The organism is Ignavibacteriales bacterium (assembly GCA_026390595.1).
GTDB lineage: Bacteria > Bacteroidota > Ignavibacteria > UBA10030 > UBA10030 > UBA9647.
In genome coordinates, this window is record JAPLFQ010000020.1 from 23,697 (window position 1) to 37,289 (window position 13,593).

Below are 13,593 nucleotides of genomic sequence, written 5' to 3' on the forward strand. Positions count from 1 at the left end.
GGTCTATTGCCCCAGCATCTTCAATCGTTGTGAAGCCGTGTCGTAGTCTTCGCCGCTTTTCAACATCTTCAAAACCTGCTGGTACGACTCCCTCGCCTTGCCCACTTCCTTCATCTGCTCATACGCCTGTCCCAGCCCGACATATGCCTTGGCAACCCAGGTTTCGTGAGAAGGGAAGACATACCGGACGCGGAGAAACGCGGTAATTGCATTCGGCAAGTCACCGCTCTGTGCGTAGGCAAGTCCGCTCAGATACTGCGCCTCAGCTCCAACGTCATCAGTTCGGGTTGTCGCTGCCTTCTGTGCGAGATCCTGTGAGACGACATAGTCTTTCGCGCTGAGCGCTATTCTCGCTAACCCGACCCGCGCCTTGTCTGCCTCAATCGTCGAGGGGAATTTCGAAATCACATATTCGAATTTCGCTTTCGCGTCATCCATTGCGCCATTCTCCACAAACACCACTCCGCGGAGATACGCCGCCTGAGGTGCGAAATCTGTATTCACCAGATCCGCGTCAGCCCTGTCGAGGACATTGAAAGACCGTTCATATTCCTTCTGCTTCAAGTAGATACGCGCGCTCTCAAGAAGAGCAGTGGCCTTGATTGTGATCGGGACATTCGCAACATCCGCCGAAGAGAGATACGCACCCGCAGCCGCCATAAGGCTGTCAGATTCCTGCAAACCACGCCCCAGCCCATAGAGAGCCTGGGCCCGAAGAGCTGATTTGGGATGGCGGGCCACGAAACTCCGGTACTCCTGCGCAGCGTCGCTGAACTGCTTCTGACTTAGCAGGAGATCGGCCTTTTTCATTTCGAGTTGTTCGGCATTCGGAGAAGTAGGGTTTTCCTTGACATAGGCGTCGATCGTTCCGACAGCTTCTTTCCCCTTTCCCAGTGCAACGAGGCAGTATTGCACACCCGTCAACGCGTCGGCAGCAAGAGGGCTCCGGGGGAAGCGCTGGAGGACTTCACGGTACGATTTCTCTGCGGCCGCGTACTGCCTGAGATTGTAGTACGAATCTCCTATGCTGTAGTATGCCCGGGGAACAAGTTCGCTTTCAGCATACTTCGTGAGAACAGACTGAAACTCTTTGATTGCGGCGAGATAGTCCTTGCGCTGAAACTTCATCCAGCCCAGCGCATACTGGGCATCGTCAGCGAGATTTGATGTTGGATATGCCTTGATGAGAGCGCTAAACTGGTCAGCAGCCTGCTCGTGATCTGACGACCGATAGAAGGTTTGTCCCAGCTGATACAGCGCGTAGTCCGCCCCTTCGTTTTTTGGGAAGAGACGCACAACGGTCCGATATGCTCCGGCGGCTTTCTTGTAGTCCTTGAGCTGGAAGTAACAATCTCCCAGCCTCAGTCGCGCATCGAAAGAGAATTTCCCCGAGGGATAGGCGATGATCAGTTTTTCAAACGACTCAATCGCTTTGGAGAAATCGCCGAGCTTGAAGTAGGTCCATCCGATCCCGTACATTCCTTCTTCGCGCCGGGCATGCTTGGTTATAGCGGCGATCGCCTGATAGTGCTTCAGGGCGCCGCGAAAATCTCCGGCCTGGTATTCTGACTCGGCAAGCCAGTAGAGCGCTTCGGATGACTTGGGATGGTCGGGATACGTAGCAATGAATCTTGAGAATCCCGCCGCCGCCTCTTTGGATTTCCTCAGCTTGAACGTGCTCCAGGCAAGCTGATAAGAGGAGGTCACCTTCGTTTCGAATGAAAGTCCGCTGAAAGAGAGCGCTTTCTCGAAGCATATCCTCGCTGAGTCGAATGCCGAACTTTCCACGTAGCACTCCCCAAGCATCATGAACGCATCTGCCATGACATCGCTGCTGTCGAAGCCTTTCACGACACGGCTGAAATACCATTTTGCCTGTTCATGCTTTTTGTCTTCGAACAGAATCGTCCCTGCGTCATAGAGCGCGTTATCGGCATTCTCTCCCCGCGGATCACTTTGAGCGAGTGCCGTGAATGTCGCGAGTGCATCGTCCTTCTTTCCAGCGAGTTTCTCCGCTACCCCTTTCCTGTACTGAGCGGCAGCACCGATTTGACCTCCGGCATTCCCGAGCTTTCCGAATGTCTCCGCAGCGGAATCGAACTGGCGTTCCTTGAAGAGCGTCCACCCCAGCGCGTACTGAACCTCCTTCATCAGATGATGTCCGGGGTACTCCTTCAGAAATGATTCGTATTGTTTCTGCGCCTTCTCGTACTGACCGAGATTGTAGTACGATTCGCCGATGATGTAATCGGCTTCACCCCTGAGAACGGTCGAGTCGATGCTCGTTTTCGCCGATGTGAGTTCGTCGATTGCCCGCGTGTAATCTTTCGTGTAAAAGTAGCACTCTCCCACCTTGACCCGCGATGTAGATACGAGAGAACTCTGCGGCAGTTTATCGATCACGATCCTGTACCATTCTGCAGCTTTTGCGTAGTCCCCTTTCTTTTGATTCGTCCATCCAGCGGAATAGGCTGCGTAGTCCTGGAGCCGGTTTCCTGGAAACCCTTCGAATGAGAGCGTGTAGTACTTCAGGGCGTTGTTGAGGTCTTCATCCTTGAGATAGATCTCCCCGATCCAATATGCTGCTTCACCGGCTACAGACGGATTTTTGGGATGCTCGAGTATGGATTTGTAGGCTTCCACAGCATCCCGATTCCTCTTGAGTTTCGCGTACGTATCTCCAAGACGAAACCGGGCGTTGTCGGAAAGGATTGACGTTGGATACTGACTCACGAAATTCGTGAATTCGCGGGCAGCGGACGGATACTGTTCAAGTTGGAAGAAACAGTCGGCCCGAAGAAACAGTGCGTCCTGAATTCTGACGCTTTGGGGATGTTTGCTCGCGAATTTTTCGAATTGTTCCGCTGCAATCTGAAAGAGGCCGTCCCTGTAAAGACCATGAGCAAATGCGTAGTCTTGCTCCTCCGCGATATTTGCATTGGGCACAGGCAGATTCTGAGAAAAGACCCTCTGACTAACCCCAACCGCAAGAGCGGAAAAAAGGAACAAAAACGCCAAGAAACGAAGCATCAGCTTATGTTGATCTGCCACCTTCGGCGTTCCAAACACCTAGGCCTCCAAACTTAAAGTGTAGTTTGAGATGATTCTTTTAACGCTCTAATTTAGCTGAAATGACAAAAGAAGTCAAGAACTTCGCAATTATCCTGAGCTTCCCGGGCAGCTCTTCGAGGAAGTCAGGAAAAACGCGCAAATAGATTAAAAAAGCGAGATTCCCGATTCCCGGGGAGGCCTTGAATTCCAATTGTTAGACGCCGGAAACTTGAAAAGGGGTAAAGAGGGGTTTGGCGAAGGGGGTCGGTTCGTGCGAAAGGCCCTATCCAGTGATCTCCTTCTGATACTCCTGCAGGCTTTTCACTTCAATTCCGTGCAACTTCTGTTGCTCTATTCCCTTCACGGCCGACGCAGCAGCCGAAAGGGTTGTAATGAAGGAGACTTTTTGTTCGATCGCCGCCCAACCGATGGAATATTCATCGTATCTGGATTCCTCGCCGAGCGGAGTATTGATCACGAGTTTGATATCGCCGTTCTTTATCATGTCGACGACATTCGGTCTCCCTTCATTTACTTTGAAGACGGTCGCACATTCAACGTTGTTCTCCTGCAAGAATTTTGCCGTCCCCTCTGTCGCCACGAGCGAAAAACCCAATCGCGTGTAGTCACGCGCGATCTTCACTGTGAGAGGGGTCTTGTCGCTGTTGTTGACGCTGATGAAAACAGTGCCATCTGTGGGGAGTGTATTCCCGGCACCCATCTGAGCTTTGGCGATCGCCGCTCCAAAATCGGCCGCTATCCCCATGACCTCCCCTGTCGAGCGCATTTCCGGTCCAAGGAACACCGGGACACGCGGGAACTTCGAAAACGGAAACACGGCTTCCTTTACGGAGATATGTTTTACTTTCGCGTAGTCGAAATCCCGTACCCCAAGATCTTCCAGCGTCCTGCCGATCATGACCTTGGCCGCAATCTTGGCCAGCGGAAGCCCAACCGCTTTGCTGACGAATGGTACCGTCCGGGATGCCCGCGGATTCACTTCGAGGACATAGACAACTCCATCTTTCATCGCATACTGGATATTGATCAGGCCGATCACATTCAGCGCCTTCGCGAGCCGGACCGTATAGTTTTTCAGCTCTTCAAGATTCGTCGCCGAGATCATATACGGGGGAAGCACGCAAGAACTGTCACCGGAGTGGATGCCCGCCTCCTCGATATGCTCCATGACTCCGCCTATCAATACATCCTTGCCGTCACAGACGGCATCAACGTCGAACTCGAACGCGTCCTCAAGGAACCGGTCGATAAGAACGGGATGTTCCGGGGAAACGTCAACCGCCTTTTTCATGTACTCACGGACAGCATCGCTGTTATAACAAATTTCCATTGCGCGCCCTCCGAGCACATACGAAGGACGGATGAGAACCGGGAAACCGATCTGCTCCGCGACGAGGACCGCATTGCTGACAGAGTACGCCGTCCCATACATCGGATGCGGAATCTTGAGCTTTCGCAGGAGGGCTCCGAACCGTTCACGATCCTCGGCAATATCGATTCCCTCGGATGAAGTGCCCAGGATACGGACACCGTTTTCTTCCAGCGATTTGGCAAGCTTCAGCGGAGTCTGTCCCCCAAAACTGACGATCAAACCGAGGGGCTGTTCGTGGTCATAGATATTGAGAACATCCTCCAGCGTGAGAGGCTCGAAATACAATTTGTCTGTAGTGTCGTAATCCGTGGAAACGGTCTCCGGATTACAGTTGATCATGATCGTCTCGATTCCTTCTTCCTCGAGAGCGTAGACTCCATGCACGCAGCAATAGTCAAACTCGATCCCCTGTCCAATCCGGTTCGGTCCCCCGCCGAGGATGATCACCTTCTTCCGGTTTGTGCGAATCGATTCATTTTCCTGATCATATGTGGAATAATGGTAGGGAGTGTGCGCCTCGAACTCAGCAGCGCAGGTATCGACGGTCTTGAACACAGGGGTGACCCCCATCTCCTTCCGGAGACAGCGGATAGCCTTTTCGTTGGTCCCCCACAGATGCGCGAGCTGCCGATCGGAGAAGCCGTATTGCTTCGCCTTTAACAATACCTCGCGGGTCACGCGCGGCGGAACACCCTTAGTTTTCAAGCTTGTTTTCACGAGGCCGTAGTTCACCGTATTGTTTGATCTGATCAGGAGTAAGAATTTGCTTCATCCGCAAATGCGCCTGCAGATGAATGAACCTCAGATCAGCCCGCAATTTCCCGATCTGCTCCAGCTTCGCCCTCAGCACTTTCTCCGTGACCGTTCCGGCTTCAAAGAGTTTGAACAATTCATCTTCTGCCTGAACGACCTCTTCTCCTTTTGCGACCGCTGAACTTGAAACGACTTTGTCCAACGCTTCCGTTTTCTTCAGCTGATCCCGGGTGAGACCGAGTTCAGCCTTCATTGTTATCACATGTTTCGGTCCGGGATAGTTGTTCAGATCGGCGATGGCCGCAAGCCCCATACCGAGCCCCTTCAGAAGAGCATCTTTGTCCGGCGGGACTGTCGGTTGAGCAAACAGACGCCCCGAGGACACACCCAACAGGACCAGGCCGATGATCAATCGGAACCTCAGCATTTTCCAGGCCGCAAAGCCGCCCCGCTTCTTTAGATGGTCACAAAGGCTGCACGCCGTACCCATACAACTCCTCCTCACAATCGACAATCTGTTTCAGGTTATGGAGAAACCAGGGATCTATCTTCGTCACGTTGTGCAACTCGGCGATTGTCGCACCGAGCTGCAACGCATAACGGATGTAAAATACGTTGTTTGGTTTCGGCATTTTCAGACGGTCGAGGGTCTTCTTCTTCCACTCTTCACGCTTGTCATCAGTGAGTGTCCGGACATCGATGATATCTTTCCCGTCCGCTCCGAGGCCGAAACGTCCCTGCTCGAGGGAACGCAGAGCTTTCTGAAATGCCTCCTTGAAGGTGCGCCCTATCGCCATTGCTTCGCCGACAGACTTCATCTGAACTCCGAGCGTGTCATCGACGCCCTTGAATTTCTCAAAATCCCAACGCGGAATCTTCACCACACAATAATCGATCGTGGGCTCGAAGGAGGCGGGCGTTTCCTTTGTGATGTCGTTCGGAATTTCGTCGAGCGTGTACCCGATGGCGAGTTTGGCAGCGATCTTGGCAATTGGGAAGCCGGTGGCTTTTGATGCAAGCGCAGAAGACCTGGACACTCGTGGGTTCATTTCGATGACCGTCATCCTGCCGTCCGCCGGATTGATGGCGAACTGTATGTTCGATCCCCCCGTCTCGACGCCGATCTCCCGTATAATCCGGATCGCAGCATCCCTCATTGTCTGATATTCTTTGTCTGTCAGCGTCTGAGCAGGAGCAACCGTTATGGAATCCCCCGTGTGGACTCCCATTGGATCAAAGTTCTCTATTGAACAAATGATGACCACATTATCTTTGAGATCACGCATGACCTCAAGTTCATATTCTTTCCATCCGATAACCGACTCTTCAACGAGAACCTGGTGGGTGGGACTGCTCGTCAAGCCATGCTCCACCTTCTCGCGAAATTCCTCGAGGTTGTACGCGGTTCCTCCCCCCGTCCCGCCCAGCGTAAACGACGGGCGAATGATAATCGGCAATCCAATCTCATCGGCAACCTGCATCGCTTCCTGGAGCGTGTGGACAAACCGCCCGCGGGGAGTCTCGAGACCGATTCGGCTCATTGCTGCCTGAAACAGTTCGCGATCCTCGGCTTTCTTGATCGCCTCGAGCTTTGCCCCAATCAATTCGACGCCGTACTTCTTCAAGACACCGCTCTCGGCAAGCGCAACGGCCGTATTCAGCGCCGTCTGCCCTCCCATGGTGGGGAGAATGACATCCGGCCTCTCCTTTTCAATGATCTTTTCAACAACGGCAGGCGTGATGGGCTCGACGTAAGTCGCATCGGCGAGATCCGGGTCGGTCATGATCGTGGCAGGGTTACTGTTGATGAGCAGGACACGATACCCTTCTTCCCTCAGCACCTTGCAGGCCTGAGTTCCGGAGTAATCAAATTCACATGCTTGACCAATAACGATGGGGCCGGAACCGATAATCAGGATGGACTTGATATCACTTCGTTTGGGCAACTTCGGCTTTCACTCGTTCTAGTGTGGAGAAACCAATAAGCGTGGGCATTAATATACCACTCTTGCGATTCGTAATCAATATCAGAACCGCACTTGTCAATTCATCGCGGAGTCAGGGCGCACGACCATGGTGACTGGCTCTCCAGGTGGAGTCGTCAGCGCAGCAGGACCATCTTCCGTGTTTGGACCAGATTACCCGACACCATCATTCGACAATAATACACCCCTGACGGAAGGCCGCCTCCTCGAATGGAAACACCTTCAAACTGTACCGTGTGATGTCCCGCTTCAAAGATTTGGTCTTTTGCAAGCACGTTTACGAGCTCTCCGAGCCCGTTGTAGATTTCGAGCGTCACTTGCGATGTCCTGGGAAGATCAAACGGGATCACGGTCGACGGATTGAACGGGTTCGGGTAGTTCTGCAGGAGCGCGTACATTTCCGGCATCTCCGAAATCTGCTCGATGTTCACGACGGTTCCAGAGGAGCTTTTCACGATCCAGTTATTCGGGTCCAGCTGGAATGACGTCGGCATCTTCGGCAGCGTGAAAACAAAAACCTGGCTGGCGGCGTTGTTCAATACGACGATCGTCGTATCGAATGCCGAGCCGGTGAACCTGAAATCGATCGGCATCTGGAAAAACGCCGGGTTGCTTGTTCCGGTCGTCTGCGTGAGAGAGACCCGAACCGTGTAGGGCGGGCCGGCCTGCGTGGTTCCCCATTCATAGCGATATGCAGGATATCGTCCGCCATAGATCCACTGACTGAAGAAGTACCCGAGCGGCTGGCCTGAAACGGTTTCGCAGACCGACTGGAAATCCTCGGTCGACGCAACGCCGTACTGAAACCGCTTGTCGGTCGCGTATTGCTTCATTGCCTTGAAGAAAACGGAATCTCCGAGTACGCGGCGAAGCATGTGAAGCACCGCCCCCCCCTTGTGATAAACCAAGACGGTGTTGAATACCTGTCCGACAGTCGACGTATCCTTGACATACACCGATCCATTGACCGTAGGTGAAACGATGCCGGGGAAAATGTGATTGAGGACTTCATCATTGAACGCAGCCTGCCCGTATTTCTTCTCCCGGTACAGCGCCACGCAGTAGGTGGCGAAGCCTTCGTTCAACCAGATGTGAGGCCAGGTCTTCATCGTGATCATGTCCCCAAACCACTGGTGAGCCATTTCATGGGCAATGAGGCTCTCGTCGAAACTCCCGAGTGACGTCATCTTCTGGTGCTCCATGCCTCCGCCCCAGCCGAATTGTGAGTGACCGTACTTCTCTTTCACGAACGGATACAATCCGAACAAGTCGGAATAGATCTGAAGCATGGAGAGGGTTACGCCCATCGATGATGTTGCAGGGACGATGCTCGAGGAAAGCGCATAGTTCAACACCTGCATCGAATCTGATGGAGTGTATTTGAACCACCCCGAGAACTCGGCGTAATCAGCGACAGCAATTGAAACGAGGTACGTTGCTATGGGATAGCGATGCTTCCATTTGTGCGTCCTGGTCCCATCTCCGTTATCGACGACGGAGACCAGCTTTCCCTCTGATCCGACTTTGAACAGTGCGTCGCAGGTTACCCAGACATCGGCGGAATCCGCTTTGTCTCCCGGGTGGTCCTTGCACGGCCACCAGTCTTTCGCGCCGTAGGGTTCGCTCAGAGACCAGACCCAGGGATTCGTCGAGCCCGGAGCGGTCTGGAACGCGAAACTCCCAAACCCGGAACTCCCCGGGACACCGTGGTAGTAAACAGTCGTCGTAAAATATTCCCCCGCACCGTAGCCGCGATTCAAAGGGATATTCACGAACGACGTCTGCTGATCAAACCCTGTAACGCGAGTTCCCCCAGCGATCACCGAGTCAACTTTCATCGTGCTCATCAGGTCGAGCGTCACTGATGAAAGACTGCTCGTAAGGCTTCTGGCAACCATCGTCACGGCCCCGCTTACATCGCCGGGCGAGGTCCTGAGTTTCAGGTCGAGCTTGTAGTAGGTGACATCAAATCCTTCCTGGCCCGGCGTGAGTGTGGAAGATAATTTTGACAGCTGCTCCGCCCGGAGAGTTTCCTGCGATTCGAATTCCTGCCTCCGGTACTCTTTCCGTTCCTGGGGCAACAGAGAGCTCGCCGAAACGAGAGTACATAAAACCAAGAGAGCGAGGCGGTGTGGGTTCAAAGTCCTCTGGAACATTGTCATCGTAAGTATCCTTCTCCTTGAAGCTTTCTGCAGTCACTCAAAGTACCGCAGAGCATTGCATGGGTGATTCTCCAACGACGTGCAACGAACCCGGGAGGTCCAGCGTGATTCTGAAAACGCGCAATCCTGAGATCGGGCACCACAGCCTCATCCGCCGCCGGCTTCTGCCTCCATGCCGCGACCTTTGCCACCGGCAACGGATCTCCTTCCGAAGCCTTCCCGTGCCGGACATGCCTGACTGTCTCCGGCAAAATCGAGAAGCGTCGGCGCCTGACATGGAATTTGTCGCCAACGAAAGTGATGTCTCCCCCCATGCTCGCCGCAAATATACTGAGAAAAGAACAAAGAGTCAGCCTCACTGGGTTCCGCCAGAGTTTTAAGCTCATCTGGAAAGTCAGGTGATTTTTTTCTACCATATGTACTCATGCGACACGATGGCTTCTCAGGTCATCCACCCAAGAGATTGAGGAGGAACAATGCAATTGAAGGATAGTTTCCAAACGAAATCCACCATTACGGTTTCGGGCAAGCCGCATACCGTGTTTTCGCTCAAGCTCCTGGAGAAGTCGTTTCCCAATCAATTGGGCAGACTCCCAATCTCGCTTAAGATACTGCTCGAGAACCTTCTGCGGCAGGAGGACGGACGCGTCGTTCGCCGTGAAGACATCGAGGCGCTCGTTCACTGGGATGCGAAGGCAACGCCTGACAAGGAAATCGCCTTCATGCCTGCGCGTGTGCTGTTGCAGGATTTCACCGGCGTTCCCTGTGTGGTCGATCTGGCCGTGATGCGGGACGCGATGGTGAAGATGGGCGGAGACCCGGCCAAAATCAACCCCCTTCAGCAAGTCGACCTGGTCATCGACCATTCAGTTCAGGTGGACGAGTTCGGCAGTAGCGCTTCATTCATGCTCAATGTGGAGAAGGAATTCGCCAGGAACCTGGAGCGGTACGCATTCCTTCGTTGGGGCCAGCAGGCATTCAAGAATTTTCGCGTCGTCCCTCCTGGAACCGGCATAGTCCACCAGATCAATCTGGAGTACCTCGCCCGGACGGTTTTCACCACACAGATCGACGGCGCAACGTGGGCGTATCCGGACACGCTGGTTGGAACGGACTCGCATACGACAATGATCAATGGACTCGGCGTCCTGGGCTGGGGAGTCGGCGGGATCGAAGCTGAAGCAGCCATGCTCGGGCAGTCGATTTCGATGTTGATCCCACAGGTCGTTGGTTTCAAGCTCAAAGGAAAGCTCCGCCCGGGGGCAACGGCAACCGATCTCGTTCTGACTGCGACGCAGATACTGAGAAAGCATGGCGTCGTGGGTAAATTCGTCGAGTTCTTCGGAACGGGAATGTCCAGCCTCTCGCTCGCCGACCGCGCGACCATCGCGAACATGGCACCGGAGTACGGAGCAACGATGGGCTTCTTCCCCGTCGATCAGGAAACAATCAATTTCCTGCGCTTCACCGGACGCGACCCCGAGCTGGTCTCGCTCGTCGAGGCGTACTGCAAAGAACAGGGAATGTTCCATACAGCGGATAGTCCTGAGCCGGAGTTCAGCAGCACGCTTGAACTCGACCTCGCAGCCGTTGAGCCAAGCCTCGCAGGCCCGAAACGTCCGCAAGACCGTGTCACACTCTCACAATCCAGGCCAACGTACAGAAAAGCGCTCGTCGAGATGCTCGAGTTGAAAGGGAAACAACTCGACAAAGAAGCCGCGTCTCAATGGGCGAATGAATCAGCGGGGCAACAAAGCGGATCACTGCCAAAGGATTTCGCCGACGCAGTCACGAAATCCGTGCCAGTCCAGAAGAACGATTCGAGCTTCCAACTCGCCCACGGATCCGTCGTCATCGCAGCGATCACGAGTTGCACGAACACGTCGAACCCATCGGTAATGGTCGCCGCCGGGCTGCTCGCTCGCAAAGCATCGCAACGCGGATTGAAGACAAAGCCCTGGGTGAAGACAAGCCTCGCGCCGGGATCGAAGGTTGTTACTGACTACCTGCGCGAAGCGGGATTGGACGGACCCCTCGACGCGCTCGGTTTCAATCTCGTCGGATACGGCTGCACAACATGCATCGGTAACAGCGGCCCGCTCCCCGAGTCAATCGGGAAAGCGATCCAGGACAACGATCTCGTTGCTGTGTCCGTTCTATCAGGGAACCGCAACTTCGAGGGGCGCGTGCACGCCCAGGTGAAGGCCAACTACCTGGCCTCTCCCCCGCTCGTCGTTGCGTATGCGCTCGCAGGAACGATGAACATCGATCTCCAGACCGAACCGGTCGGGACGGCGAATGACGGGAAGCCTGTGTTTCTCAGCGACATTTGGCCGTCTCCGGAAGAAGTCGAGTCAACAATCCGTTCATGCGTCAAATCGGAAATGTATCACAAGGAATATTCAAACGTCTTTCAGGGAGGCAACGAATGGCAATCCCTTCCCGTGCCGACCGGCGCCCGGTACGCGTGGGATGGAGGTTCGACGTACATCAAGGCGGCCCCCTACTTCGACAATCTGCCGCGTGAACCCAAACCTCCCGAGGACATTGCGGGAGCAAGAGTCCTGGCGCTTCTCGGCGATTCAGTCACAACCGACCACATATCCCCGGCTGGCTCCATTGCAGCCACGAGCCCGGCCGCAAAGTACCTCATGGAGAACGGAGTAGAGAAGAAGGACTTTAACCAATATGGTGCGCGACGCGGCAACCACGAAGTGATGATGCGCGGGACGTTTGCCAACGTGCGCCTGCGCAATCTCCTTGCCCAGGGCACTGAGGGAGGCTGGACTCTTCATCCCTCATCCAAAGACCCTCTCTCGATTTTTGACGCTGCGATGAAGTACAAAGACGAAAGAGTACCGCTCATCATTATAGCCGGCAAGGAATACGGTTCAGGCTCATCCCGTGATTGGGCTGCAAAAGGGCCTAAATTGCTTGGAGTACGTGCAGTAATCGCCGAGAGCTTCGAGAGGATTCACAGGAGCAATCTCGTAGGCATGGGCGTTCTTCCTCTCCAATTCGAGGAGGGGCAAAATCACAAAACACTTGGACTCACAGGATTCGAGACATTCTACATTGAAGGCATTTCGAGGGGCCTGCAGCCGCGTCAGAAGTTGACTGTCAAAGCGAAGTCCGCAGACGGCGATGTCAAGACCTTTACGGTCAACTCACGGATTGATACGCCGAACGAGGTCGACTACTACAAACACGACGGGATACTCCAATTCGTGCTCCGATCATTGTTGAAATAGAATGCGTCTCCGAATTGCCCGGGATGCTGAATCCTTCACGCAATAGCTGCATCCAATGAAGCGTATGGGGGTGGACAGGCAATTGTTCAGCTCCGTTTAGCACACAGGTGTTTGTAAGGAGATACCATCAATGCCAGTGTTCGATTACAGTTGTTCTGAGTGCGGTAAAACGTACGATGTGTACCACAAGGTTCGCGAAGTGGTCGAAGATGTCTCGTGCCCGCAATGCGGATCGAAAAAGCACAAGAAGCTCTTCTCGATGGCTTCAGTTTCGATGGGCGGATCTTCTTCCCATTCTCCCTCGCGCCCCCCTTGTGAAACGGGCGGCGAATGCTGCGGTGGCGGGGCATGCGGGCTCAATTGATCACACGACACCAGTATCAGGAGAGAGTTCAGTGAGCGGAGAGATCCTTGCATATGCCATCGTGGCGATCCTCGGGCTCTTGTACCTCCGCCGGCTTCTCGCGGTTCGGTCCATCACGGAGTATCATCCGGTGGATGTCGAAGAGAAAATGCGAACAGACCGGGGGACTTTTCTCCTGGATGTTCGTACTGAAAAAGAGTGGAGTCAGAATCACATCAAAGGGGCACACCATATCCCGCTCCATGAACTGGGACGACGCTACACCGACCTGGAGAAACACAAGAGCAGAGAAATCATCTGCTATTGCCAGTCAGGAAACAGGAGTCTCACGGCGGCATTGCGGCTCAAACGTCTGGGGTTCACTGTTGCTCACATGAAGGGCGGCATTGCCGAATGGAATTTCAGCAAATTGCGATAACGCGCTCCTGGTTGAAGCGAGGAGGCGCGATGGCACTTGGAGCTCTTGGCGGCTTCGCCTACTATACTTTTATCGGTTGTTCAACCGGCGCCTGCCCCATCACGAGCAATCCCTGGGTGAGCACTGCGTACGGATCGCTTTTTGGTTTGGTGTTGACCATGCAATCGAAGAAAGAAAAGACTCGGGAAGACAGCGCTTCATAAGATCAAGGAGTGG

The 13,593-nt window shown here is 54.0% G+C and carries 8 protein-coding genes; 3 read left to right on the top strand and 5 right to left on the bottom strand.

Annotated elements, in window-relative coordinates; genetic code table 11:
• Nucleotides 1–3: 3 nt before the first annotated feature.
• The 5 genes from NTU47_08255 to NTU47_08275 form a co-directional block, all read right to left on the bottom strand.
• A complete protein-coding gene (locus tag NTU47_08255; protein MCX6133789.1) occupies nt 4–2,946 on the bottom strand; it encodes a tetratricopeptide repeat protein in 2,943 nt (980 codons plus the stop codon).
• Between the two features lie 388 nt (nt 2,947–3,334).
• Nucleotides 3,335–5,149: a carbamoyl-phosphate synthase large subunit gene (gene carB / locus NTU47_08260; GenBank protein MCX6133790.1), complete on the bottom strand. Its 1,815-nt coding sequence runs from the start codon at nt 5,147–5,149 to the stop codon at nt 3,335–3,337.
• Complete coding sequence (locus tag NTU47_08265) at nt 5,139–5,687, bottom strand: hypothetical protein (protein ID MCX6133791.1); 549 nt, start codon at nt 5,685–5,687, stop codon at nt 5,139–5,141. Before NTU47_08265 ends, carB (NTU47_08260) begins: the two co-directional genes overlap by 11 nt.
• Nucleotides 5,662–7,143, bottom strand: a complete 1,482-nt coding sequence (gene carB, locus NTU47_08270; protein ID MCX6133792.1) for a carbamoyl-phosphate synthase large subunit — start codon at nt 7,141–7,143, stop codon at nt 5,662–5,664. The genes NTU47_08265 and carB (NTU47_08270) overlap by 26 nt, the downstream gene beginning before the upstream one ends.
• A gap of 155 nt (nt 7,144–7,298) precedes the next feature.
• Nucleotides 7,299–9,263 carry a M1 family aminopeptidase gene (locus NTU47_08275; protein MCX6133793.1) on the bottom strand — a complete coding sequence of 655 codons (1,965 nt, stop codon included), beginning with the start codon at nt 9,261–9,263 and terminating at the stop codon, nt 7,299–7,301.
• Between the two features lie 557 nt (nt 9,264–9,820).
• On the opposite strand from NTU47_08275, the gene acnA reads away from it, so the two are divergent.
• The 3 genes from acnA (at nt 9,821) to NTU47_08290 (ending at nt 13,580) form a co-directional block, all read left to right on the top strand.
• On the top strand, nt 9,821–12,595 hold the full coding sequence (acnA, locus tag NTU47_08280; protein MCX6133794.1) for an aconitate hydratase AcnA: 2,775 nt from the start codon (nt 9,821–9,823) through the stop codon (nt 12,593–12,595).
• A gap of 395 nt (nt 12,596–12,990) precedes the next feature.
• The gene (locus NTU47_08285) at nt 12,991–13,377 is read left to right on the top strand and encodes a rhodanese-like domain-containing protein (protein MCX6133795.1); all 387 of its coding nucleotides are present in this window, start codon (nt 12,991–12,993) and stop codon (nt 13,375–13,377) included.
• A 29-nt stretch (nt 13,378–13,406) separates the two neighbouring features.
• On the top strand, nt 13,407–13,580 hold the full coding sequence (locus NTU47_08290; GenBank protein ID MCX6133796.1) for a DUF6132 family protein: 174 nt from the start codon (nt 13,407–13,409) through the stop codon (nt 13,578–13,580).
• The last annotated feature ends 13 nt before the right edge of the window (nt 13,581–13,593 follow it).